This is a genomic window from Pseudomonas graminis (genome assembly GCF_004364335.1).
GTDB classification, from domain to species: domain Bacteria; phylum Pseudomonadota; class Gammaproteobacteria; order Pseudomonadales; family Pseudomonadaceae; genus Aquipseudomonas; species Aquipseudomonas graminis_D.
This window is the reverse complement of sequence record NZ_SOCR01000005.1, coordinates 206505-230079: the sequence shown is the minus strand read 5'-3', so window position 1 is coordinate 230079 and position 23575 is coordinate 206505. Positions and strand designations below refer to the sequence as shown.

Genomic DNA, 23575 nt, shown 5'->3' with positions numbered 1-23575 from the left:
GTGACCGCGCTTTCTGAAAAAGGTTAAAAGCTGCAAAAGGTTAAACGCTGCAAAAAGTTATGCAGGGTCCGCGCGCTGCATGAGCAGCGCCGTGGCAGCGCCGACCTTGCGCACCGCGTCTTCGATTTGCGCGGTCGGCTTGGCGGCAAAGTTCATGCGCAGGCAGTTTCGGTATTTGCCTGACGCCGAAAAGATGCTGCCGACGGCAATCTGTACGCCTTGCCCCTGCAGCGCGCGGTTCAGGCGCAAGGAGTCGAAATCTTCCGGCAGTTCGATCCACAGCATGAATCCGCCCTGGGGACGACTCACACGGGTGCCTTCCGGCAAGTAGCGCGTCACCCAGCCGGTCATCAGGTCACGACTGCGCTGGTACTGGCCGCGCATCCGGCGCATGTGCGGCTCGTAGTGCCCGGCTTTGAGAAAATCGGAAATCGCCAGCTGCGGCTGGGTCGCGGTCGAACCGGTGCTGATGTATTTCATGTGCAGGGCGCGATCAAGGTATCGACCGGGCGCGACCCAACCGACACGCAAGCCCGGGGCTAATGTTTTGGAAAACGAGCTGCACAGCAGGACGCGCCCGTCTTCGTCGAAGGATTTGATAGTGCGCGGGCGAGGGTAGGTGTAGGCCAGGTCTCCATACACATCGTCTTCGATGATCGCCACATCGAAGCGTTGCGCCAGGGTCAGCAGTGCGCGTTTGCGGTCCTCCGGCATGATGTAGCCCAACGGGTTGTTGCAGCTCGGCGTCAGCTGAATGGCTTTGATCGGCCACTGTTCCAGCGCCAGCTCCAGCGCATCGAGGCTGATGCCGGTGAGCGGGTCGGTGGGGATTTCCAGGGCTTTCATGCCCAGCCCCTTGAGCGCCTGCATGGCGCCGTGAAAGCTGGGCGAGTCCACTGCGACGATGTCGCCCGGCTCACAGACCGAACGGATGCAGATGGCCAGTGCTTCCTGGGCACCAGTGGTGATCACCAGATCGTCCGGATCAATGTTGGTGCCGGAATCCAGCAGCAGCCGGGCGACTTGTTCTCTCAGGCAGCGCCGGCCGTGGATATTGTCGTAATACAGCCCGGGCATGTCCGAGCGGCGGCTGATCCTGCCCAGCGCCTGGGTCAGTGGGCGCAAGGTCGGGCTGGTGACATCGGGCATGCCGCGACCCAGCTGTACGACGTCAGGGCTGGGGGCGGCTCGTGCCAGTTCCAGCACCTGATCCCACTGAGAGATCTCCACCGGGCGCTGCGCGGGGCGGCCTATTGCAGGCAGGGCGGGCGTTTTGCGGCCAGCCGGTACGAAGTACCCGGACTTGGGGCGTGGTAGCGCGAGGCCGTTGTCCTCCAGCAATCGATACGCCTGCTGCACCGTGCTCAGGCTGACGCCATGCTCAAGACTTAACGCACGCACCGAAGGCAACCGGTCGCCGGGGCGATAAAAGCCGTTTTCGATGCGCGTGCCGAGCAATTCGGCGAGGTTGACGTAGAGCGTCACGGCGTACTCCCACAAGGTGATGCGATCGGTGGACCGATACAGATGTTGGGAAAATACAGCATTCAGCGCCGGATGAAACCGATCTGTATGCAAAGAATAATAATTCTGTGGATCTGTAATGGTTTTCCATACAGATACATCATGAATCCACTCGAAACCCACCATGAGGTGTCTGGAAATGAGCGGAATAAGTGATGTTCGGTTAACGCTGTATGCAGGTGAGCTGGTCCGTGAGCATGAAGCGGGCTCGCGCATCAACGCGCCGGAAGGGCTGGGGATGTGGGGTCTGTTTCAGCATCGCCGAGCCAGTCGGCGCGCGTTGTTGAAACTGACTGACGAGCAACTGAAGGATGTCGGCTTGAGCAGTAAGCAGGCGCGTCATGAAGGGCTAAAGCCTTTCTGGCGCGAATGAGGCCTTTGACAGTCGGCCTCACAGGGCGAGTCCGGTTATACCAGCTCTTTGAGGCGGTGCCACAACATCCCCAGCGCCAGCAGCGGCGAACGCAAATGTTTGCCGCCCGGGAAGGTGATGTGAGGGACTTTGGCGAAGAGCTCGAACCCGCCGCTGTGTTGGCCGATGATGGCCTCAGCCAGTAACTTGCCCGCCAGATGCGTTGCGTTCAGCCCGTGCCCCGCATATGCCTGTGCGTAGAACACGTTTGGATGCGTGTGCAGTCGCCCGATCTGCGGCAAGCGGTTGGCGCCGATGCCGATCATTCCGCCCCACTGAAAATCGATCTTCACGTCTTTGAGCTGAGGGAACACCTTGAGCATCTTCGGCTGCATGTACGCGGCAATGTCGCTCGGGTCCCTGCCTGAATAGTGACAGGCGCCGCCGAACAGCAGGCGTCGATCAGCCGACAACCGAAAATAATCCACCGCAACGCGCTGATCGCACATCGCGGTATTGCGTGGAATCAGTTGGCTGGCGAGTTGTTCACTCAGCGGCTCGGTGGCGATGACGTAACTGCCTGCGGGCAAGACCTTGCCGCTCAACTCCTCGTCGAGTCCGTTGAGATACGCATTGCAGCCCAGCACCAGCGTACTGGCGCGCACCAGGCCGTGGGCTGTATGAATGTTGACCTCTGCCCCGTATTCCAGCCGCGTCGCCGCCGAGTGTTCGAACACCTGTACGCCCAATGACTGGGCGATGGCGGCTTCTGCCTGCGCCAGGTTCAGCGGGTGCAGATGGCCAGAACCCATGTCCAGCATGGCGCCGGCGTAGTTGGGTGAGTCAATGACGCTGTTCATGTTGCTCGCATCAATCAGCTCAAGCGTATGCCGGTAACCCAGGCTGCGTAGCTCGTCGGCGTCTTTGGCAAAGCCCTCGAATTCCTTGGGCTTGTTCGCCAGATCGCAGTAACCCCACGTCAGGTCGCAGTCGATCTGGTATTTGTTGACACGCTCGCGGACGATTTCCACTGCTTCCAGGCCCATCAGCTTGAGCTGACGAACGCCGTCCTCGCCGATGACATTGCTGAACTGGTCCACGTCATGGCCTACGCCGCGGATCAGTTGCCCTCCATTGCGACCGCTCGCGCCCCAGCCGATCTTGTGGGCCTCCAGCAGCACCACTTTCAAACCGCGTTCAGCCAGCTCGATCGCCGTATTCAGCCCGGAAAACCCGCCGCCGATGATGCAGACGTCGGTTTTGACCTCGCCATGCAGGGCAGGGTAATCAGGTTGAGTACGGCGGGTGGCAGCGTAGTAAGAGGCCGCGTGGTCAGACAGTCCGGGCTGGGGAGACCGAGGATTCATGTTAAATATCCCGAGAGCACTGTTTGGAAAATTTTACGGAGGGTAGCGGTGTCAGGGTGGCCGGGCAAGAAAATGCCCGCGGATGATCACCCGGGTGTCAGTCGCAGTGGCACTGGGGCACAATCACCATCTTTCACAGGGGAAACTGCCGCCATGGGCTGTAACAGCGAGAAAATCCGCGATCTGCGGCGGCAGATTCCGTCGTTCGAATGCGTCCCGGGGTGCCACGACTGCTGTGGGCCGGTGACCACGTCATCCGAAGAAATGTCGCGTTTGCCGCGCAAGACGCCAGCCGAGCAAGAAGAGGCGCTCAACGAGCTGAACTGCGTACACCTGGGGCCCAACGGCTGCACGGTGTATGACGAGCGCCCGCTGATCTGCCGTCTGTTTGGCACCACGAAAACCCTGCCGTGCCCCAATGGCCGCCGCCCTGATGTCCTGATTCACCCTCGCGCCGAGAAGCAGGTGCATGAGTTCATCGCCTCGACGCGGCAGGTGCTGGTTTAACGGCGATCCGATTTATTGAATCAGCTAAAGACCCTTATTCCGGAATCGGCAAACACAAACTCTCCTTCACCTCTTCCATCACGATATAGCTCTTGGACTCCCGCACGTGGGGCAGCTTGAGCAGGATGTCGCCCAGCAGCTTGCGGTACGACGCCATCTCGGAAATCCGCGCTTTCACCAGATAGTCGAAATCCCCTGACACCAAGTGGCACTCCAGCACATGGGGCAGTTTGAGCACCGCGCGGCGGAATTCTTCAAAGGTGTCGCCGGACTTGTAGTCCAGGCTGATCTCGACAAACACCAACAAGCTGGCCTTGAGGTTCTGCGGATTGAGGCGGGCGTTGTAGCCCATGATGATGCCTTCACGCTCCAGACGCCGGACCCGTTCTGTGCACGGCGTGGTAGACAATCCGACGCGTTCGCCCAGTTCGGTGAAGGAGATCCGGCCATCGTTTTGCAGGATGCGCAAGATATTGCGATCAATCTTGTCCAGCTCGCGTTTGGACTGGTGTTGGGTGCGCATTGATAAGCCCTCTGCCAAAGCGTCGGTTGCCGGGAAGAAATGCCGAATATAGGCGTTTATATAGTCAAAAGCACTGCTCGGGCCTTTTTATACTGCGCACATCCTTGCTTAAAACTTGAAAACGTCAGCGGATATCCGCGATGAGGGAATCAACATGCGCGTTCTGGTCCTTGGAAGTGGCGTAATCGGTACCACCAGTGCGTACTATCTGGCGCGTGCAGGCTTCGAGGTGACGGTCGTGGACCGTCAACCGGCCGCGGCTATGGAAACCAGTTTCGCCAACGCCGGGCAGGTCTCGCCGGGCTACGCCTCGCCATGGGCCGCGCCGGGTGTGCCGCTCAAGGCGCTCAAATGGTTGCTGCAGCGCCATGCGCCGCTGGCCATCAAGGCGACAGGCGATATCGACCAGTACCTATGGATGGCGCAGATGTTGCGCAACTGCACCCAGAACCGGTATGCGGTCAACAAAGAGCGCATGGTTCGCCTCTCCGAATACAGCCGCGACTGCCTCGATGAGCTGCGTGCCGAGACCGGCATTGCCTACGAAGGCCGCAGCCTCGGCACGACCCAGTTGTTCCGCACTCAGGAGCAGCTGGATAACGCCGCCAAGGACATCGCCGTTCTAGAACAGGCCGGCGTGCCGTATGAAGTGCTCGACCGTGAAGGCATTGCCCGGGTCGAGCCGGCGTTGGCCAGCGTCAGCAACATCCTCAGCGGCGCACTGCGCCTGCCGAACGATCAGACCGGCGACTGCCAGCTGTTCACCACGCGTCTGGCCGAGATGTGCGTGAAGCTGGGCGTTGAGTTCCGCTTCGGCCAGTCCATTGAGTCCATTGATTTCGCCGGTGACACCATCAACGGCGTGCGCATCAACGGCAAGCTCGAAACGGCTGACCGCTATGTTCTGGCGCTGGGCAGCTACTCGCCGCAACTGCTCAAGCCGCTTGGCATCAAGGCGCCGGTTTATCCGCTCAAGGGCTACTCGCTGACGGTGCCGATCACCAACCCGGCAATGGCGCCGACGTCGACCATTCTCGACGAGACCTACAAGGTCGCGATTACGCGCTTCGACAACCGCATTCGCGTGGGTGGCATGGCCGAGATCGCCGGCTTCGACCTGTCGCTAAATCCTCGTCGCCGCGAGACGCTCGATATGATCGTCAACGATCTCTATCCTCACGGCGGCGACCTGCAGCAGGCCAGCTTCTGGACCGGTCTGCGCCCGACCACGCCAGACGGCACGCCTATCGTGGGCGCAACGCCGTATCGCAATCTGTTCCTGAACACCGGTCACGGCACATTGGGTTGGACGATGGCCTGTGGATCAGGCAGATTGCTGGCTGACCTGATCGCACGTAAAACGCCACAAATCAGCGCTGAAGGCCTCGATATTTCTCGTTACGGCAGTTCCAAGGAGATCGCAAAACATGTCCATCCAGCGCCAGCTCACCAATGAGCGCATGAGCCAGTTGGTCGTTCATAACGGCACCGTTTACCTTGCCGGGCAAGTGGGCGACGACATGGCCGCGGGGATCGAGCAACAGACCCGCGAGACGCTCCACAACATCGAGCGATTGCTGGACCTGGCCGGTACCGACAAGACTCGCATCCTGTCGGTGACGATTTACCTTAAGGACATCGACGCGCACTTTGCCGGCATGAACAGCGTCTGGGACAAATGGCTGCCGAGAGGCCTTGCCCCCGCCCGCGCGACGGTTGAAGCCAGGCTTTGCGAGCCTGAGATTCTGGTTGAGCTGTCGGTGGTTGCGGCGCTGCCGTAGCTCATTTGCACGCCCGTGTGCCGCTGAAACCTTACGCAACATCGTTCTTGTAGAAGCGCGCTTGCCCGCGATCGCGGTGTATCAGGCGACGTGATGCAGCTGCCCCATCTTTCGCGGGCAAGCGCGCTCCTACAGATTCCGAAACCCTGACCAAGAAGCCCCGCCATGCGTCCAGCCCGCGCCCTCATCGATCTTCAAGCCTTGCGCCACAACTATCAATTGGCGCGCGACACCGCTGGCGCCCAGGCGCTTGCCGTCATCAAGGCCGATGCCTACGGCCACGGCGCGGTGCGGGTTGCGCAGGCGCTGGAATCCGAGGCCGACGGCTTTGCCGTGGCGTGCATCGAAGAAGCGCTGGAGCTGCGTCAGGCCGGGATCAACGCTCCGATTCTGCTGCTGGAAGGTTTTTTCGAGGCCGACGAACTGGCACTGATCGTCGAGCATGATTTCTGGTGCGTGGTGCATTCCCTTTGGCAACTCGATGCCATCGAGCAAACCGCCCTCGGCAGGCCGCTGAACGTATGGCTGAAGATGGATTCGGGCATGCACCGCGTCGGCATTCACCCTGCGGATTTTCAGGCGGCGCATCAGCGGCTGCTGAACAGCGGCAAGGCCGCGAAGATCGTCCTGATGACCCACTTCGCCCGCGCCGACGAACTCGACAGCGTGCGCACCGAAGAGCAAGTGGCGATTTTTCAATCGGCGCGTACAGGGTTGGCCGCTGAAGTCAGCCTGCGCAATTCCCCCGCCGTCATGGGCTGGCCCAGCGTGCCGAGTGACTGGGTGCGTCCAGGGATCATGCTCTACGGCGCGACGCCGTTTGATCAGTCGCAATCGGTCGCCGATCGTTTGCAGCCGGTGATGACCCTGGAGTCCCGTGTCATCTGCGTGCGTGACCTGCCAGTCGGTGAGCCAGTGGGCTACGGCGGTACATTCGTCGCCGAGCGCAACATGCGCATCGGTGTGGTCGCGATGGGCTACGCCGACGGCTACCCGCGCCAGGCGCCCACCGGCACCCCCGTGATGGTCGACGGTCATCGCAGCCAGTTGCTCGGGCGTGTGTCGATGGACATGCTCTGCGTCGACCTCACCGACGTGCCGGGCGCAGGGCTGGGCAGCCGTGTCGAGTTGTGGGGCAAGAACATCCTCATCAGCGACCTTGCGGCCAGCGCGGGCATGATCCCGTACCAGATTCTGTGCAATCTAAAACGCGTGCCGAGGCTCTATACCGGGGCCTGATCGCCGCTCGCCAATCCCCTGCAAACCACTCCTTCGCGGCCAGTCACGGCCGCCAGTCCCTTTGCTGATCCGGCCATGGGCTCAAGTGTTGTAAATACTGAACGCTGTTGCCATGATGGCGGCCACTTGACCCAACTTGATTATCAGGAGGACTCCCGCATTGGACGTCGGTGAACGACTGCAATCCATTCGTAAACTCAAAGGTCTGTCCCAGCGTGAACTCGCCAAACGAGCGGGCGTGACCAACAGCACCATCTCCATGATCGAGAAGAACAGCGTCAGCCCCTCGATCAGCTCGTTGCGCAAGGTGCTGGGCGGCATACCGATGTCCATGGTGGAGTTCTTTTCCGAAGAACTCGAACCCGAAAATCCGACCCAAGTGGTCTATAAAGCCAGCGAACTGATCGATATCTCGGACGGTGCCGTGACCATGAAACTGGTCGGCAAATCCCATCCGAGCCGTGCCATTGCGTTCCTTTCCGAGGTCTACCCGCCGGGTGCCGACACGGGTGTCGAGATGCTCGTGCACGAGGGCGAGGAGACCGGGATTCTGGTCGAGGGCCGTCTTGAACTCGTGGTTGGTCTGGATACCTACGTGCTTGAAGAGGGCGACAGTTACTACTTCGAGAGCTCCCGACCCCATCGCTTTCGCAACCCGTTCGACGTTCCTGCGCGACTCATCAGCGCGGCCACGCCGGCGAATTTCTGATCAGTGACATGATTAACCGAAAACTGATCTTCCTCGGGCTGGCCGTCTTGCTCTTCGCCGATACGGCTGACGCGACCATGCGCTGCGGCACGGCGCTTATCAGTCTGGGGGACACCGCCGATGTGGTCCGCCAGAAGTGCGGAGCGCCTGACAGCAGTGTCGATCAAATGCCTGCGCTCAGGAGCAACGGGGTTCCGAAGCTCGGCACTGCGAAGGTCAGTTTGTGGGTGTACGGCCCTCGCAACGGCGCTAGACAACACCTGCGATTTATCGAGGACAAGCTGGTAGAAATTGAGACGAGGCGGGATTGAGTCGCCGGCTGGCAGTCGTTGTGTGAGGGCGCCAGCGGCGCAATGCAGCAAATCGCCCTGAGGCCCGGTCCAACCCCCATCAAATAACAAAATCAGGAGAGGCCGGATGCCGCATTCCTGCTCGATCGAGCAAGCTGTCGATCACGTGCTGGCCGAGTTGCCGGCGCATGTTCATATGGGTATGCCGCTGGGGTTGGGCAAACCCAATCGCTTTGCCAACGCGTTGTATGCCCGAATCAAATCGCTGCCTGATCGGCAACTGACCATCTATACCGCCCTATGCCTCGGCCGGCCCGATAGTGGTGACGGTTTGCAGGGACGGTTTCTGGAGCCCTTTCTGGAGCGCGTCTTCGACGATTACCCGGAACTGGATTTCCTCACCGATCTGCGCCGCGACGACCTTGCGCCCAACATTCACGTCCAGCAGTTCTTCATGCAGCCTGGCAGCCTGCTCGGCAGCGTTGAAGCGCAGCAGGATTACGTCAGCAGTAATTACAGCCACGCTGCGCGGGACATCAATGCCAACGGCCTGAATCTGATCGCGCAGCTGATCGCCCGCGACCCGCAACGGCCTGATCACCTCAGCCTGAGCTGCAACCCCGACATCACCCTCGACCTGCTGCCCCTTGTGGAAAAACGCCGCGCGGCGGGCGAGCGCATTCTGATGCTTGGCCATGTCCACTCGGATTTGCCGTACATGCAGGGCGATGCCGAGGTCAGCGTCGATACCTTCGACCTGCTCATCGAGCACGAAGAGCGCAGCACGTTGTTCTCGACGCCGAACATGCCGGTCGGTATCCAGGATCATTTCATTGGCTTGTACGCGAGCACGCTGGTGCGCGATGGCGGCACGTTACAGATCGGCATCGGTTCGATGGGCGACGCCCTCACCGCCGCCTTGCTTGCGCGTCAAGCCGATAACGAAACCTACCGCGCGTGCCTGGCCGAGCTGGACGGCATCTCGACCTGGAAGCCGTTGATCGAGGCGCATGGCGGGGTGATGCCCTTCGCCACCGGGCTTTATGGCTGCAGCGAAATGCTGATCAACGGCCTGCTGGTGCTGCTGGACGCAGGGATCATCCGGCGCAAGGTGTACGCCGACGTCGAACTGCAGCAAATGGCCAACGACGGGTTGCTCGACGAGTCGGTTTATGATGACGGCGTGTTGATTCACGGCGGCTTCTTTCTCGGCCCGCGCAGTTTCTACGATCGGCTGCGGGAGTTCACGCCAGCGCAGATCGCGCAGATCGACATGACTGCGATCAGCTACATCAACGAGCTTTACGGCAACGAAACCCTCAAGCGCCTGCAACGGCGTGATGCGCGATTCATCAACAGTTGTTTCACTGTCACCTTGCTGGGTGCAGCGGTTTCGGATCAGTTGGCCGATGGCCGGGTGGTCAGCGGTGTTGGCGGGCAGTACAACTTCGTCGCTCAGGGCCATGCACTGGAGGGCGCACGGTCAGTGCTGATCCTGCGCAGCTGGCGTGAATCGGGCGGGGAGGTCAGCTCCAACATCGTCTGGGACTATGCGCACGCGACGATCCCCAGGCATTTGCGTGACATCGTCGTCACTGAATACGGCATTGCCGACCTACGTGGCAAGACCGACTCTGCTGTGATCGAGGCGCTGCTGAACATCAGTGATTCACGCTTCCAGCCGGGTCTGATCGATCAGGCGCAAAAGGCCGGCAAGCTGCCCAAGGATTTCCGCCTTGATCCGCTGTTTAGCCAGAACACGCCCGAGCGGTTGAAGCACATCCGTAACCAGTTCCCGTCGCTGTTCATCGAATACCCGCTGGGCAGTGATTTTACGGCGGAAGAGCGCGATCTGCTGCGCGCGCTGAACTGGTTGAAGAGCAAGTTCAAGCTCACGGAAATCATCGAGCTGGGCAAGGCCACGCTGGAAGCCCCTGACGCGAGCGCGTATCCGGAGCACTTGCAGCGCATGGGCCTCGATCATCCGCAGGGGTTGCGAGAAGAGCTGTATCAGCGGCTGGTGTTGGCGGGGTTGCAGGCCACGGCTTAGGTCCGATGCTTCTTTGGAATGTAGGCGTGAGCTTGCTCGCGAATGGGGTGTGTCAGGCAGCCTGGGTGTGACAGACCCACCGCGTTCGCGACCGTCGTAACCTCCGATTGCTCCTACAGGGGATTTGCGTCCGATGCAGATGTCGGGCACGCCACGAACCTGTAGGAGCGCGCTTGCCCGCGAAACGCGTTGGATCAGGCAACACTGAGGTGACAGATCCACCTTCTTCGTGAACTGCATCCGCTTAACTGAGGGTTTTAATCACCAGCAATACAGCGGCGAAGAAGCCACTGACCGCAAACAACTGCTGCAATCTCGGGCCGGCCAGATAGCGGCTTACCTGTCTGCCGGCCATCAGTCCAGCGACGGCCCCGGCGGCAAACGGCAGCCCCACTGACCAGTGCATTGCGCCGCTGACGCTGGCCGTGATCACGCTCCCCGTCGAAACCAAAGCGATCACCGCCAGCGACGTGGCGACGATGCTCTTCATTTCAAGGTCCGTGTAGCGGGTCAATGCCGGCACGATGACAAAGCCGCCGCCCACACCGAGCAAGCCCGATAGCAGCCCGGCCAAGGCGCCGGTCGCTGCCAGTGAGCGTGCGCACGGCAGGGTCCAGCGCAGCCGACCCACCAGCGGATTGACCACACAGGGCCTGAATGCCCCTCGATCCGGCGGCTTGCCGTGGCGCAACTCGTGAGCGGCTTTGCGGTAGATCCGCCCGCACACATAAAAAAGAATCAGCGCAAACCCCACCGCCAGCGGCGCATTGGGCAGTTGATGCGCCAGCCACAGGCCTACCGGGGACAATGCGATGCCAATGATCGCGATGAAAATGGCCGCGCGGTAACGGACGATGCCCTGGCGCAGCCCAAGCGCTGCACCGACGGCCGAAGCCAGCCCGACGGCCAGAAGGCCCACCGGCGCAGCTTCAATCATCGTCAAACCCAGCCCGAAAACCAAAAGCGGCACCGCAAGAATGCCGCCACCCGCGCCTGTCAGTCCCAACACCCCGCCGATGATCGTACCGAGGCCGGCTCCGATCAGTTCGTGTTCATTCATGTTAAGTGAGCAAGTCCCGTAGGTCTGTCAGGAGGTGGCTGTTCAGTATGTGAGCGCGCTGGATCGGCGCGCTCGGCAGGCATCACAGCGCATTGATCGGGACCTTCAGGTAGCGCACGCCGTTGTCTTCCGCCTCCGGTAAATGGCCGCCGCGCATGTTGATCTGCACCGAAGGCAGAATCAGCATCGGCATGTCGAGGGTGGCGTCGCGCTTCTCGCGCATCTCAACGAAGGCGTCCTCGTCGATGCCTTCGCGCACATGGATGTTGCTGGCGCGTTGCTCGGCGACGGTGGTCATGAACATCAGCTCACGGCCGTTCGGCAGGTAGTCGTGGCACATGAACAGGCGTGTCTGCGGCGGCAGGCTGAGAATCCGGCCGACCGAGCGATACAGCGTGCGCGCATCGGCACCCGGGAAGTCGCAACGGGCGGTGCCGTAGTCGGGCATGAACAGCGTATCGCCGACAAACGCCACGGCTTCGTTGCCCGCTTCGATCACGTACGTCATGCACGCTGGTGTATGGCCAGGGGTGTGCATGGCTCTGGCCTGCAGCGTGCCGATCTGAAAGTGCGCGTCATCTTCCAGCAGCCGGTCGAACTGGCTGCCGTCCCGGGCAAAGTCGCCTTTGGCGTTGAACAGCGTGCCGAAGACTTTTTGCACGCGGGTGATGTGGCTGCCAATGGCGACGGTGCCGCCGAGCTGTTCTTTCAGGTAGGCCGCCGCCGAGACGTGATCGGCGTGGACGTGGGTTTCCAGAATCCACTGCACCGACACGCCCTGCTCGCGAACCCTGTCGATCAGCTTGTCTGCGGACTGCGTGCTGGTGCGCCCGGATTTCGGGTCGTAATCCAGCACGCTGTCGATCAGCGCGGCTTGAAGCGTAGAGCGGTCAATGACCAGGTAACTGATGGTCGAGGTCTGCGGATCGAAGAACGCCTCTACGCTCAGTTTTTCGCCAATGATCATGTTTGCTCTCCTTTGTTGCCGATGCAGGGATGTTGCGCTTTTGTCTGTCAGGCGGAGGTTGACGGTGACGTCGTCTTCGCGGGCAAGCGCGCTCCTACAGGAAGTGCGGCGTGTCAAATGCAGGCGTTGAGTATCAAACGAAGGTCACAACGCCATCTTTCAACGACTGCACACGCGCCAGTGACTCTACACGATAGCCCTGACCGTCCAGCTCGGCGCGGCCGCCCTGGAACGACTTCTCGATCACGATACCCAGCCCGGCGACGGTGGCGCCTGCCTGCTTGATGATTGAGATCAACGCCTGGGACGCCTTACCGTTGGCCAGGAAGTCGTCGATGATCAGCACCCGATCGCTGCTGTTCAGGTGGCGGGTCGAAATGGCGATGGTGCTTTCGGTCTGTTTGGTAAACGAATACACCGACGCGGAAAACATGTTTTCAGTCAGAGTCAGCGACTGATGCTTGCGCGCGAAGATCACCGGAACGCCCATTTTCAGGCCGGTCATGACCGCAGGGGCGATACCCGATGCCTCGATGGTGACGATCTTGGTGATGCCGGAGCCTGCGAACAGCGAGGCGAATTCGTCGCCGATCTGCTGCATCAGCACCGGGTCGATCTGGTGGTTGAGAAACGCGTCGACCTTCAGTACCTGATCGGAAAGCACGATGCCTTCTTCGCGAATTTTCTTGTGCAGTGCTTCCACGTGGGTGGTCCTCAGAGCGCGATGTGCGCGAAATGAACGTTATCTTTTCAACATGGCGCGTATGTCCGCCAGGGCTGTATTGCCGCGTACGGCTTTGACTTCAACGGGCGTGTCATCGTTGCCTTCCCAGGCGAGATCGTCCGGTGGCAGTTCGTCGAGAAACCGGCTCGGCAGGCAATCGATGATTTCGCCGTACTGCTTGCGCTTGGCCGCAAAGGTGAACGCCAGCGTCTGCCGCGCGCGGGTGATGCCCACGTAGGCCAGGCGGCGTTCTTCTTCGATGGTGTCGGCCTCGATGCTGGAGCGGTGCGGGAGGATTTCCTCTTCCATGCCCATGATGAACACGTACGGAAACTCCAGCCCCTTGGAGGCGTGCAGCGTCATCATCTGCACGCCTTCGGCGCCGTCTTCCTCTTCCTGCTGACGTTCCAGCATGTCACGCAAGACCAGTTTGCCGATGGCCTCCTCAATGGTCATGCCGCCTTCTTCGTCTTTCTCCAGCGTGTTTTTCAGCGCCTCGATCAGGAACCACACATTGCCCATGCGGTAGTCGGCAGCCTTGTCGCTGGAGCTGTTCTGACGAATCCAGTTTTCGTAATCGATGTCCATGACCATGCTGCGCAGAGCGGCAATCGGGTCCTGCGTCGCGCATTGCTGGCGCACGCCGTCCATCCAGTGCTTGAAGCGTCTGAGGCGGTCGGTGAAGCGGGCATCCAGATGCTCGCCCAGACCGATCTCGTCGGTCGCTGCGTACATCGACACCTTGCGCTCTGTTGAGTAGTTGCCCAGCTTTTCAAGGGTGGTCGAGCCGATTTCCCGGCGCGGCACGTTGATCACGCGCAGGAAGGCGTTGTCATCATCCGGGTTCACCAGCAGGCGAAAGTAGGCCATCAGGTCCTTCACTTCCTGGCGTCCGAAGAAGCTGTTGCCCCCGGACAGCCGATACGGAATCTGATGGTGCTGCAGCTTCAGCTCGATCAGTTTGGCCTGATAGTTACCGCGATAGAGGATCGCAAAATCGCTGTACGGCCGGTCGGTGCGCAGATGCAGGCTGAGAATTTCGATGGCCACGCGCTCGGCTTCGGCGTCTTCGTTCTTGCAGCGAATGACGCGGATTTCGTCGCCGTGGCCCATCTCGCTCCACAGCTGCTTCTCGAACGCATGAGGGTTGTTGGCGATCAGCACGTTGGCGCAGCGCAAGATGCGGCTGGTGGAGCGGTAGTTCTGCTCCAGCATCACCACTTTCAACGACGGGTAATCGTCCTTGAGCAGCATCAGGTTTTCCGGCCGCGCGCCGCGCCAGGCGTAGATCGACTGGTCGTCGTCACCCACAACGGTGAACTGGCAGCGCGTGCCGATGAGCATCTTCACCAGCAGGTACTGGCTGGCGTTGGTGTCCTGGTATTCGTCGACGAGCAGGTAGCGCACCTTGTGCTGCCACTTTTCCAGAATGTCGGCGTGCTCTTCGAACAACTTCACCGGCAGCAGAATCAAGTCGTCGAAATCCACCGCGTTGTACGCCTTCAGCGTGCGCTGGTAATGGCTGTAGACGATGGCGGCGGTCTGCTCCTTAGGGTTGCGGGAATTGGCGAGGGCCTCGGGTGGCAGGATCAGTTCGTTTTTCCAGGCGCCGATCATGTTCTTGATCTCGTCGACGCCGTCGTCGCCCGAGTATTCCTTCTGCATGATGTCGGTCATCAGCGCCTTGACGTCGGTCTCGTCGAAGATCGAGAACCCGGGCTTGTAGCCCAACCGGGCGTGTTCCTTGCGGATGATGTTCAGGCCCAGGTTGTGGAACGTCGAAACGGTCAGTCCGCGCCCTTCGCCAGCGCGCAACAGGGTCCCGACGCGCTCTTTCATCTCCCGCGCTGCCTTGTTGGTAAAGGTCATGGCGACGATGTACTGGGCACGGATGCCGCAGTTCTGGATGAGGTGGGCAATCTTGCGTGTGATCACGCTGGTCTTGCCGGAGCCTGCGCCGGCGAGCACCAAAAGAGGGCCGCCGACGTAGTTCACGGCTTCCTGTTGCCGGGGATTGAGTCGGGACATGGGGAAAAATGGGGTCGCTTTGAAAAGGGCGGGCATTTTAACAGGGTCAGCGGATTGTGCAGCCACCGTCCGACACTGTGATGCGCCGCGCTATCTATATTTCGCCGTTTTGTTACATTTGCGTATTGCGGATGATTCTCGCGTTTGACGACCCCCGTTCGGGGGTGCGCCAAGTTCTATACGTTTGTGTGGGGAGTTAGCTTGTCTACGCCTGTCGAACCCTTGCGTTTGCTGCTTTTGGCGGACTCGCCCGAATGGCCGGCATCGTTGCGCGAGTGCCTGGCGCCGCTCGGAAACGTCGCCGTCCTTGACTGCGCGCCGAGCTGGGACGCTGTTGGCGACCACACAGACCTCGCGGCCCCCGGAATCCTTTTCACCACTGAAGCCCTTCAGCCCGCCGCCGGCCAATGCAACTGGCCCACCGTATTGCTTTTCGACACAGAGCCTGACGAAGAACCCGTCGGCGTCAGCGACTGGCTGGTGCGTGATGCGCTCACCCCGCAGGCCTTGCGCCGTTGTTTGCGGCATGTGCGCGAACGGGGCGTGCTGGAAACCACACTCAATCGCCTCGCCGAGCAGGACCCTCTGACCGGTATCGCCAACCGACAGGGCTTTCAGACGCTGTTGGCCGCCCGGCTGGCTGAGTTCGATGGTCGTGGCTTGGCGTTGGGGCATCTCGACCTGGACAACTTCCGGCGTGCGAACGACGCGCTGGGGCATCAGGCGGGGGATCGGCTGATCCTGCAAGTGGTGGCGCGGCTGAAAGGCCAGCTGGAGGCGTGTGATCAACTGGCGCGATTGGGCAGCGATGAATTCGCCCTGCTGATCGACACTCGACGCGCCCCTGAGCGCGCGGAGTCCATTGCCGAGCGCATCACCGAAGCCCTGTCCGAACCGTACTGGGTCGATGGCGAAAGCTTGTTGATCGGCTGCAGCCTGGGCATCGCCTATGCCCGCCTCAACGGCGGCGCCGATCCACTGATGTGGCATGCGCACATCGCCATGCAGCAGGCCAAGGGCACGCAAGGCTGTACCTTTCACGTCTTCAACGAACGCATCAACCGCAACGCCCGCAGCCTCGCCGACCTGGAAAGTGAACTGCGCCGGGCCTTGCGTCGCGATGAGCTGGAGCTGCATTACCAGCCGCGCCTGTGCCTGAATACCGGGCACATTCTGGGGCTGGAGGCACTGGTGCGCTGGCGCCACGCTGAACGCGGTTTGCTACCGCCGAGTGAGTTTGTGCCGCTGGCCGAGCAAAGCGGGCTGATCGTACCCCTGGGTTATTGGGTCATCGCCCGGGCCCTGCGGGACATGCAGGCGTTACGCGAGAAAGGCGTACCGCCGCTGCACATGGCGATCAACCTGTCATTCCGCCAGTTTCAGGACAACCAGTTGCTCGCAACGCTCAGCCGCTTGATCGCCGATCGGGGCATTGACGCGCAATGGCTGGAATTTGAACTCACCGAAACAGCCGTCATGCGCCGCAGTGACCTGGTCAAACAGACCATGGACGCGCTGGGCCGGCTGGGTGTGCGCTTCTCGCTGGACGATTTCGGCACCGGGTTTTCATCTTTCGTGCACCTCAACAGCCTGCCCATCACGCTGCTGAAGATCGACAAGAGCTTCGTCGGCGAAATGGAGCAACGTGAGGAAAACCGCAAGCTGGTCCACGCCATGATCAACCTGGCCCATAACCTCAGCCTCGAAGTGGTGGCCGAAGGCGTCGAAACCCCTGAGCAACTGGCATTGCTGCGCAGCTTCAACTGCGACCAGGCTCAAGGTTTTCTCATCAGTCACCCGCTGGCGTTACCGGAACTGATGGATTATCTGGCGATGGATCAGGTGCAAAGAAAGGGACTGCAGGGGATTTAAGGAGTAGTCGTGCACAGCCCGTAGGAGCGTGGCTTGTCCCGCGATCGGCTGCGCAGCAGTCGTAAAAAATCTGACGACTCCGTTTGTCCTGATGCACCGCGCTCGCTTGTTTTGCTGCCGCTGCGCGGCAGATCGCGGGACAAGCCACGCTCCTGCAGGTCTGAGCCGCTTACCCCATCACCACAACGCCCGTTGCCTCTTTACGCAGCAGCCGCGCGGTTTTGCGCTCGAATGCCCAAGTCAGTGCGACTGCTGAGCAGAGCAGACCGATCGCCAACCCCCACCACACGCCTACCGCGCCTTCGTGAGCCAGAAAGCCGAGGCCCCACGCCAGCGGCGCGCCGACCACCCAGTAACTTGCCAGTCCGATCAGGAACGTGGTTTTTGCGTCCTTGAATCCTCGAATTGCGCCCATGGCGATGGTCTGTGTGCCGTCGAGAATCTCGAACCAGGCGGCGATGGCCAGCAGCTTCACCGCCAACTCAACCACACCCTGGTACTTCGGATCGTTGACGTCCACGAACAAGCCGATGACGGCATGGGGCGCGACCCAGAACAGGATGCCGAACGACAGCATCAGCAGGCCGCCGAAACCAATCCCCATGCGCCCGGCCGTGCGCGCCAGCAGTAGGTTCCCGGCGCCGTAGTGCAAGCCGATGCGCATGGTCACTGCATAGGAAATCCCGACGGGAACCATGAACGCCATCGACACCGATTGCAGGGCGATCTGATGCGCGGCCATCTGGGTGCTGCCCATGGCGCCCATGCAGAACGCCGCAAACGTAAACAACCCGACCTCCACCGCGTAGGTGCCACCAATCGGCAGGCCCAGACGCCACAGTTCTTTCAGGCAACTGCGCGAGAGCTTCATCAGTTCTTTGTGAAGGGGATACGCCGCGTAGGCGCTGTGATAACGAATGTGCAGGGCCAGGGCGATGGCCATGGCGTTGGTGACAATGGCCGTGACCAGACCGATGCCCATCAGGCCCCAGTGCGGCAGCCCGAACAGCCCGTGGATAAAGGCGTAGTTGAGCCCGAAGTTCAGCGCCACGCCCACCAGGCTGATCACCATTACCGGGGTCGCCCGCCCCAGTGCACTGGTGAAGCCGCGCAGAGCCATGAAGCTCAGCAGGCCGGGTAGCGCCAATGGCAGCGTGATCAGAAATTCGCTGGCCATGTGAACGTTGGCTTCGTTTTGACCAAACTGCAGCAGAATCGGTTCGAGGTTCCACAGGATCAGCGCGGCAATCAGCGCCATTCCCCATGCCAGCCACAAACCGGCCTGGGTCAGGCGAGTGACACCAGCGTGATCATTCGCGCCCTTGCGGATCGCGACTAGGGTGCCAACGGCGGCCATGACGCCCACGCAAAAGAACGACACGAAGTTATAGCTGGCTGCGCCCAGCCCGCCACCGGCAAGGGATTCCGGGCCCAGCTTGCCCATCATCACGGTGTCGGTGAACACCATCAGCATGTGCGCCATCTGCGATGCAATCAGCGGCCCGGCCAGACGCAGGATGATCCACAGTTCTTTGAAGGCGTGCTGGTGCATGGTCTTTGTGCTCGGATTGCGGGTGTTGGCAGGCCGGTCATTGTGGGGATTCAGGCGGGGATGCACAAAGGGATAAATCCGATCCCTCGCATGAGTAAAACTCATCCTGCCATTTCTGCAGTAGAGTGATCTCAGTTGCCGACTGCCTGAGGAATACCCGTCGATGTCACGCACCCTTCCGCCCCTGTATGCCCTGCGCGCGTTTGAAGCCGCTGCGCGACACAGCTCGTTCACGCGCGCCGCTGAAGAGCTGTCGATCACTCAAAGCGCGGTCAGTCGGCATATCCGCACGCTGGAAGAACATTTTGCCTGCCGCCTGTTTCGCCGTAATGGTCGTAATCTGCAGCTCACCGAGGCCGCGCGGGAATTGCTGCCGGGCGTGCGGGAAGGCTTTTCGGCCTTGGAGCGAGCGTGCAGCGCGCTGATGGCGGAGGAGGGCATCTTGCGCATGAAGGCCCCATCGACCCTGACCATGCGCTGGTTGCTGGCGCGGCTGAGTCGTTTTCGCCATCTGCAGGTGGGTAACGAGGTGCAACTCACCAGCGCGTGGATGGACATCGACAGCGTCGACTTCACCCAAGAGCCGTTCGATTGCGCGGTGTTGCTCAGCCATGGGCATTTCCCGCCGGAGTGGGAGGCGACGTACCTGTTCCCGGAATGGCTGATTCCTGTGGGCGCGCCGACGCTGCTGGATGACGCGCCGTGGGATGCCGAGCGACTGGCCGGCGCCGAACTGCTGCACCCCACGCCCGATCGCCGCGACTGGCGCCGATGGCTGGAACGTATGGATCTGTCTGACCGGGTTTCGCTTAAAGGAGGGCAGGTCTTCGACACGTTGGAGCTGGGCATGATCGCAGCGGCTCGCGGTTACGGCGTTTCCATGGGCGATCTGCTGATGGTGGCGGAGGATGTCGCTCAGGGTCGACTCAGCCTGCCGTGGCGCACAGCGGTGGTCAGCGGCGAAAACTACTATCTCGTCTGGCCCAAGACTCGCCCGGGCGGCGAGCGTATGCGGCGGCTGAGCGACTTTTTGCAGGGCGAAGTGCAGGCGATGGAGTTGCCGGACGTGACGATTCTGGAGTGAGCACTTGGAGTGCTCCCCGGTCGAAAGCGGACGCGGGACCGCCAAAAAGGGAATTAATTCCGTCCTGAAACGGTGTAGGACTCAAGTATTTGCTTTGTAGGCCGAAGGTGTATTGCAGAGCCGTTCACCTCAATCGGTTCATCGATCCTCTCTATTAAATTCGTCCGAATGGTGTTCCTGAGATCAGGACGGCCCAGTCGTTCGGCAAGGAGCCCCAATGCCTCAGCCTCGCGCCCGAATTGCTTCGCAACTCGGCATTGCCCTGGCCGTTATTCTGGCCGTCGTCATCAGCGGCAGCACCCTGTTCGCCCTGCGCTCACTGGACGCGGCAAACCTGGTCATCCGTGAAGAGCACATGGGCAGCGAAGCTCGTTTGCTCGCCGACCAGTTGAATACCTTCCACAGCACCTTGCGTGACAGCACCCTGCGTCTGAGCGGCCTGTTCGAGAAGCGTTTTTCGGGCGGCCTGAGCCTGCAGGGCGATCAGCAGATTGCGGTCGCGGGCGTGCAGACCCCTGCGCTGCTGATGAACGGCACTGCACTGAACAACGACTTCACGGAAGTCGACGACTTCAAAAACATGACTGCCGGCGTGGCGACGGTCTTCGTTCGCAGCGGCGACGACTTCGTGCGTGTCAGCACTTCCCTGAGCAAGCAGGACGGCTCACGCGCCCTCGGTACCTCGCTGGATCACAAGCATCCGGCCTACGACAAGTTGCTCGCCGGGCAGGGATACGTCGGTCGCGCGCTGTTGTTCGATCGGCTGTACATGACGCAGTACAGCCCTGTGCGTGACGCCAGCGGCAAAGTCATCGCCGTGCTGTTCGTCGGCTTCGACTACACCGACGCGCAGAAGGCGCAGTTCGACAACCTGAAAAACTTCCGCATCGGTTCCACCGGTTCGCTGGCCCTGCTTGATGAGCAGAACAAATGGCTGGTGGCACCTGCCGGCGTGAAGGATCTGGATCAGGCAAGCACTACATTGGCTGAGTTCGCCAAGACCCCGAGCGTTGGGCGTTTCTGGCAGGACGCCGGTGAGGATTTCTACACCGTCGGCGAGAAGTTTACCGGTGGCCCTTGGACGGTTCTGGCGACGATGCCCAAGGATGAAATCAGCGCTGTGACCTGGAGCGTCGGTACGCAATTGGCCATCGGCAGCCTTCTGGCCATGTTGATCGCTGTCAGTGCCGCGATCTGGCTGTTGCGCAGCAAGCTGCGGCCGCTGTCGGCGTTGGTCAGTCAGGCAGAAGCCCTCGGCGCAGGTGATTTGAGCGCACGACTGAACATTTCCAGCCATGACGAAATTGGTCAGTTGGCGGGTAGTTTCAACAAGATGGGCCAGGCGCTGGAAACCATGGTGTCCCACATCCGTACGGCCGCGCTGGAAGTCAGCGGTCGAGCCAACGCACTGTCCGGTCTGTCGGGCGGCGCTTATGAAGGGATGGAGCAGCAATCCGGCGAAATCACCAGCATGGCCGGCGCGGTGGAGGAGTTCAGCGCCACGGCTCTGACCATCGCCGACAACATGGGCACCACCGAACGCATGGCGCAGGGCAATGCCCAGCAGACACGCATCGGTCGCACGTCCATGGAAGAGGCATCGGCCTCGCTGGAGCAAATTGCAGGCTCGCTGAGCAGCACCGCGACGGTGATCGATACCTTGGGCCAACGCTCGCAGGAGATCGGCGGGATTGTCAGCGTCATCACCTCGATCGCCGAGCAGACCAACCTCCTGGCCCTCAACGCCGCGATTGAAGCAGCACGCGCCGGTGAGCAAGGCCGTGGCTTTGCGGTGGTAGCGGATGAAGTCCGCAGCCTGGCATCACGTACGCGTCAGGCCACCGACGAAATCTCCGGCATGATCAGCAGCATCCAGCAAGAGACCAGCAATGCCATCAACACCATGCAGCAAGGTAACGCGCTGATGCAGGAAGGCCTGTCGCGCAACGCCAAAGTCGCGGCAGCGCTGGCCCAGATCGACGAACAAAGCCGCTCGGCCGGCGAGCAATTCACGTCCATCACCACCGCGACCCAAGAGCAGAGCAACACCGCAACGCTGCTCAGCGCCAACCTGCAAAGCATCGCCCTGGCGAACAGCGAGCAACGCGAAGTCGTGTCCAATCTGGCGATCACGGCTCAAGAGCTGAATGCCGTGGCGGCTGACTTGCAGAAGGAAGTGGATCGGTTTCGGTGAGGCTGAGACGCTGCCGAATTGCTTGACTGTCGGGGTGCGTTCGTTTTTTTCAAGCGCCCCATTTGCCCGAACGTCACCGGCGATGCACGTTTGTAGGAGCGCGCTTGCCCGCGAATGCGGTGGGTCAGATTGCACCGATGGCGACTGAAAAGACGCGTTCGCGGGTAAGCGCGCTCCTACAGTGGATCTCCTTACAACCCACGGTGTATCCGGTCTTCAATTCGACGAAGGCCGATACTGCAAAGCCTCAGCAATGTGGCATCGGGCGATGGCGTCCACCTTCTCCAGATCCGCCAGCGTCCGCGCGACTTTCAGCAATCGGTGTGCAGCGCGCAGGGAGAGGTTCAGGCGTTCGCAAGCATTCTCGAGCCAGGCTTCGTCTTCCGGTAGCAGCGCGCAGTGCTGGCGCAGCGCAGGCAGATCAAGAAAGGCGTTGGCGCAACCCTGGCGGCGCTGTTGGCGCTGGCGTGCGTCGGATACCACCTCCGCTGCGCTGGCGCTTTCACCCTTGCTGTCTGCAGTGGCGGCCAAGGAGGTGGTTTCCCGAGCGACCGTCAGATGCAGGTCGATCCGGTCGAGCAATGGGCCAGACAGCTTGTTGCGGTACCGCTGAATCTGATCGGTTGAGCAGCGGCAGCGCCCGGTCGGCTCGCCGTGATAACCGCACGGGCATGGGTTCATCGCCGCGACCAGTTGAAAGCGCGCCGGAAAGCGCACCCGGTCCCGCGCCCGGGAAATCACGATGTAGCCTGACTCAAGGGGTTCGCGCAGCACCTCCAGCACACGCCGATCAAATTCCGGAAGCTCGTCCAGAAACAGCACGCCGTGGTGCGCGAGGGTAATTTCGCCAGGTTGCGGGCGACTGCCACCGCCGACCAGCGCAGGGCCCGATGCCGAATGATGGGGTTGCCGAAAAGGGCGCTGTGGCCAACTGGTCAGCGGGGCGTGACTGGCGACCGACTGAATTGCCGCCACCTCCAGCGCTTCGAGCTCATCCAGCGGCGGCAACAGCCCTGGCAAACGGCTCGCGAGTAGCGTTTTGCCGGTTCCGGGTGGGCCGCTGAAAAGAAGGTTGTGTGCACCGGCGGCGGCTACCAACAGAGCGCGCTTGGCGGCGGTTTGGCCCTGCACCTCACTCAAGTCGGGATAAGGCTGTGTCTGCAGAATCAGGCCATTGGATTTATAGGGCGGGATGACCGTATGCCCATTCAAGTGTGACACCAGCTCCAGCAGATGACTGACCGCGATTACCTTCAGGCCTGACGCCAGACACGCTTCCTCGGCATTCACCGCCGGCACGATCAGCGTGTGGCCCGCTTCACGCGCAGCAAGCGCCGCCGGTAGCACGCCCTGCACGGGCCGAATCGCACCGGACAATGCCAGCTCCCCTAGGCATTCAATGCCCTCCAGCGCAAGCGTCGGCACCTGCGCGCTGGCGGCGAGCAAGCCAAGTGCGATAGCAAGATCAAAGCGTCCGCCGTCCTTGGGCAAATCGGCAGGGGCGAGGTTTAGCGTGATGCGTCGCGCGGGAAATTCCAGTCGACAGTTAAGGATCGCACTGCGCACCCGATCCTTGCTCTCCTTCACCGCGCCTTCCGGCAGACCCACCAGCGTCAGGCTGGGCAGCCCATTGGCGAGATGGGTTTCGACGGTCACGGCAGGCGCTTCAACGCCAACCTGGGCACGGCTCAGAACAATCGCGAGGGACATGTCTTTCCTTGAAGGCAGCACCGCTTCCTGCGGCGAGCTGAA

The 23575-nt window shown here is 61.2% G+C and carries 20 protein-coding genes and 1 pseudogene; 12 read left to right on the top strand and 9 right to left on the bottom strand.

The window, feature by feature from the left end:
• Positions 1 to 57 precede the first annotated feature (57 nt).
• Positions 58 to 1485 carry a PLP-dependent aminotransferase family protein gene (locus tag EC919_RS10980; protein ID WP_133773846.1) on the bottom strand — a complete coding sequence of 476 codons (1428 nt, stop codon included), beginning with the start codon at positions 1483 to 1485 and terminating at the stop codon, positions 58 to 60.
• A gap of 178 nt (positions 1486 to 1663) precedes the next feature.
• Here EC919_RS10980 and EC919_RS10975 point away from each other — a divergent pair, with 178 nt between their 5' ends.
• Entirely contained in the window at positions 1664 to 1897 is a 234-nt protein-coding gene (locus EC919_RS10975; RefSeq protein ID WP_133773844.1) for a DUF1127 domain-containing protein, read from the top strand.
• A gap of 35 nt (positions 1898 to 1932) precedes the next feature.
• Here EC919_RS10975 and EC919_RS10970 read toward each other — a convergent pair whose 3' ends face one another.
• Entirely contained in the window at positions 1933 to 3243 is a 1311-nt protein-coding gene (locus tag EC919_RS10970; protein WP_133773842.1) for an NAD(P)/FAD-dependent oxidoreductase, read from the bottom strand.
• 153 nt (positions 3244 to 3396) lie between these two features.
• On the opposite strand from EC919_RS10970, the gene EC919_RS10965 reads away from it, so the two are divergent.
• Positions 3397 to 3750, top strand: a complete 354-nt coding sequence (locus tag EC919_RS10965) for a YkgJ family cysteine cluster protein (protein ID WP_133773840.1) — start codon at positions 3397 to 3399, stop codon at positions 3748 to 3750.
• 34 nt (positions 3751 to 3784) lie between these two features.
• Here EC919_RS10965 and dadR read toward each other — a convergent pair whose 3' ends face one another.
• Positions 3785 to 4273 (bottom strand): transcriptional regulator DadR, encoded by a 489-nt coding sequence (dadR, locus tag EC919_RS10960; RefSeq protein WP_065988245.1) that lies wholly within the window; start codon positions 4271 to 4273, stop codon positions 3785 to 3787.
• A 154-nt stretch (positions 4274 to 4427) separates the two neighbouring features.
• Between dadR and dadA the strand changes: the two genes are divergently transcribed.
• From dadA to EC919_RS10930, 6 genes are all read left to right on the top strand, one after another.
• On the top strand, positions 4428 to 5729 hold the full coding sequence (gene dadA, locus EC919_RS10955; protein WP_133773838.1) for a D-amino acid dehydrogenase: 1302 nt from the start codon (positions 4428 to 4430) through the stop codon (positions 5727 to 5729).
• The gene (locus tag EC919_RS10950; RefSeq protein WP_133773836.1) at positions 5701 to 6054 is read left to right on the top strand and encodes a RidA family protein; all 354 of its coding nucleotides are present in this window, start codon (positions 5701 to 5703) and stop codon (positions 6052 to 6054) included. The genes dadA and EC919_RS10950 overlap by 29 nt, the downstream gene beginning before the upstream one ends.
• Before the next feature lie 165 nt (positions 6055 to 6219).
• Positions 6220 to 7293, top strand: a complete 1074-nt coding sequence (gene alr / locus EC919_RS10945) for an alanine racemase (RefSeq protein ID WP_133773834.1) — start codon at positions 6220 to 6222, stop codon at positions 7291 to 7293.
• A 160-nt stretch (positions 7294 to 7453) separates the two neighbouring features.
• The gene (locus EC919_RS10940) at positions 7454 to 8002 is read left to right on the top strand and encodes a cupin domain-containing protein (protein ID WP_037016647.1); all 549 of its coding nucleotides are present in this window, start codon (positions 7454 to 7456) and stop codon (positions 8000 to 8002) included.
• An 8-nt stretch (positions 8003 to 8010) separates the two neighbouring features.
• Positions 8011 to 8313: a DUF2845 domain-containing protein gene (locus EC919_RS10935; RefSeq protein WP_133773832.1), complete on the top strand. Its 303-nt coding sequence runs from the start codon at positions 8011 to 8013 to the stop codon at positions 8311 to 8313.
• A 106-nt stretch (positions 8314 to 8419) separates the two neighbouring features.
• On the top strand, positions 8420 to 10342 hold the full coding sequence (locus tag EC919_RS10930) for an acetyl-CoA hydrolase/transferase C-terminal domain-containing protein (RefSeq protein WP_133773830.1): 1923 nt from the start codon (positions 8420 to 8422) through the stop codon (positions 10340 to 10342).
• Between the two features lie 244 nt (positions 10343 to 10586).
• Here EC919_RS10930 and EC919_RS10925 read toward each other — a convergent pair whose 3' ends face one another.
• The 4 genes from EC919_RS10925 to rep form a co-directional block, all read right to left on the bottom strand.
• Positions 10587 to 11402, bottom strand: a complete 816-nt coding sequence (locus tag EC919_RS10925) for a sulfite exporter TauE/SafE family protein (protein ID WP_133773828.1) — start codon at positions 11400 to 11402, stop codon at positions 10587 to 10589.
• A gap of 82 nt (positions 11403 to 11484) precedes the next feature.
• The gene (locus EC919_RS10920) at positions 11485 to 12369 is read right to left on the bottom strand and encodes an MBL fold metallo-hydrolase (protein WP_133773826.1); all 885 of its coding nucleotides are present in this window, start codon (positions 12367 to 12369) and stop codon (positions 11485 to 11487) included.
• Positions 12370 to 12502: 133 nt separating this feature from the next.
• Positions 12503 to 13072, bottom strand: a complete 570-nt coding sequence (locus EC919_RS10915; RefSeq protein ID WP_133773824.1) for a xanthine phosphoribosyltransferase — start codon at positions 13070 to 13072, stop codon at positions 12503 to 12505.
• 39 nt (positions 13073 to 13111) lie between these two features.
• The gene (rep, locus tag EC919_RS10910) at positions 13112 to 15121 is read right to left on the bottom strand and encodes a DNA helicase Rep (RefSeq protein ID WP_122534146.1); all 2010 of its coding nucleotides are present in this window, start codon (positions 15119 to 15121) and stop codon (positions 13112 to 13114) included.
• 201 nt (positions 15122 to 15322) lie between these two features.
• Between rep and EC919_RS10905 the strand changes: the two genes are divergently transcribed.
• Positions 15323 to 16993 carry a putative bifunctional diguanylate cyclase/phosphodiesterase gene (locus EC919_RS10905; RefSeq protein ID WP_133773822.1) on the top strand — a complete coding sequence of 557 codons (1671 nt, stop codon included), beginning with the start codon at positions 15323 to 15325 and terminating at the stop codon, positions 16991 to 16993.
• A 169-nt stretch (positions 16994 to 17162) separates the two neighbouring features.
• Here the strand turns inward: EC919_RS10905 and EC919_RS10900 are convergent, their stop codons facing one another.
• On the bottom strand, positions 17163 to 18545 hold the full coding sequence (locus EC919_RS10900; RefSeq protein ID WP_133774201.1) for a NorM family multidrug efflux MATE transporter: 1383 nt from the start codon (positions 18543 to 18545) through the stop codon (positions 17163 to 17165).
• Between the two features lie 163 nt (positions 18546 to 18708).
• On the opposite strand from EC919_RS10900, the gene EC919_RS10895 reads away from it, so the two are divergent.
• The 3 genes and pseudogenes from EC919_RS10895 (at position 18709) to EC919_RS27820 (ending at position 21823) form a co-directional block, all read left to right on the top strand.
• Positions 18709 to 19629 carry a LysR substrate-binding domain-containing protein gene (locus EC919_RS10895; RefSeq protein ID WP_133773820.1) on the top strand — a complete coding sequence of 307 codons (921 nt, stop codon included), beginning with the start codon at positions 18709 to 18711 and terminating at the stop codon, positions 19627 to 19629.
• A gap of 217 nt (positions 19630 to 19846) precedes the next feature.
• A pseudogene (locus tag EC919_RS27825) lies at positions 19847 to 20968 on the top strand (Cache 3/Cache 2 fusion domain-containing protein); the annotation flags it as partial.
• Positions 20963 to 21823: a methyl-accepting chemotaxis protein gene (locus EC919_RS27820; protein ID WP_432213807.1), complete on the top strand. Its 861-nt coding sequence runs from the start codon at positions 20963 to 20965 to the stop codon at positions 21821 to 21823. The pseudogene EC919_RS27825 and the gene EC919_RS27820, both read left to right, overlap by 6 nt.
• A 216-nt stretch (positions 21824 to 22039) precedes the next feature.
• Here EC919_RS27820 and EC919_RS10885 read toward each other — a convergent pair whose 3' ends face one another.
• Positions 22040 to 23533, bottom strand: a complete 1494-nt coding sequence (locus EC919_RS10885) for a YifB family Mg chelatase-like AAA ATPase (RefSeq protein ID WP_133773816.1) — start codon at positions 23531 to 23533, stop codon at positions 22040 to 22042.
• Positions 23534 to 23575: the final 42 nt, after the last annotated feature.

Excerpts from the sequence above, each read along its gene's own strand:
- dadA (WP_133773838.1), top strand. The coding sequence starts at position 4,428 with ATGCGCGTTCTGGTCCTTGGAAGTGGCGTAATCGGTACCACCAGTGCG.
- EC919_RS10950 (WP_133773836.1), top strand. The coding sequence starts at position 5,701 with ATGTCCATCCAGCGCCAGCTCACCAATGAGCGCATGAGCCAGTTGGTC.
- alr (WP_133773834.1), top strand. The coding sequence starts at position 6,220 with ATGCGTCCAGCCCGCGCCCTCATCGATCTTCAAGCCTTGCGCCACAAC.
- EC919_RS10965 (WP_133773840.1), top strand. The coding sequence starts at position 3,397 with ATGGGCTGTAACAGCGAGAAAATCCGCGATCTGCGGCGGCAGATTCCG.
- EC919_RS10895 (WP_133773820.1), top strand. The coding sequence starts at position 18,709 with ATGTCACGCACCCTTCCGCCCCTGTATGCCCTGCGCGCGTTTGAAGCC.
- EC919_RS10930 (WP_133773830.1), top strand. The coding sequence starts at position 8,420 with ATGCCGCATTCCTGCTCGATCGAGCAAGCTGTCGATCACGTGCTGGCC.
- EC919_RS10900 (WP_133774201.1), bottom strand. The coding sequence starts at position 18,545 with ATGCACCAGCACGCCTTCAAAGAACTGTGGATCATCCTGCGTCTGGCC.
- rep (WP_122534146.1), bottom strand. The coding sequence starts at position 15,121 with ATGTCCCGACTCAATCCCCGGCAACAGGAAGCCGTGAACTACGTCGGC.
- EC919_RS10975 (WP_133773844.1), top strand. The coding sequence starts at position 1,664 with ATGAGCGGAATAAGTGATGTTCGGTTAACGCTGTATGCAGGTGAGCTG.
- EC919_RS10885 (WP_133773816.1), bottom strand. The coding sequence starts at position 23,533 with ATGTCCCTCGCGATTGTTCTGAGCCGTGCCCAGGTTGGCGTTGAAGCG.
- dadR (WP_065988245.1), bottom strand. The coding sequence starts at position 4,273 with ATGCGCACCCAACACCAGTCCAAACGCGAGCTGGACAAGATTGATCGC.
- EC919_RS27820 (WP_432213807.1), top strand. The coding sequence starts at position 20,963 with ATGGGCCAGGCGCTGGAAACCATGGTGTCCCACATCCGTACGGCCGCG.
- EC919_RS10935 (WP_133773832.1), top strand. The coding sequence starts at position 8,011 with ATGATTAACCGAAAACTGATCTTCCTCGGGCTGGCCGTCTTGCTCTTC.
- EC919_RS10925 (WP_133773828.1), bottom strand. The coding sequence starts at position 11,402 with ATGAATGAACACGAACTGATCGGAGCCGGCCTCGGTACGATCATCGGC.
- EC919_RS10920 (WP_133773826.1), bottom strand. The coding sequence starts at position 12,369 with ATGATCATTGGCGAAAAACTGAGCGTAGAGGCGTTCTTCGATCCGCAG.
- EC919_RS10970 (WP_133773842.1), bottom strand. The coding sequence starts at position 3,243 with ATGAATCCTCGGTCTCCCCAGCCCGGACTGTCTGACCACGCGGCCTCT.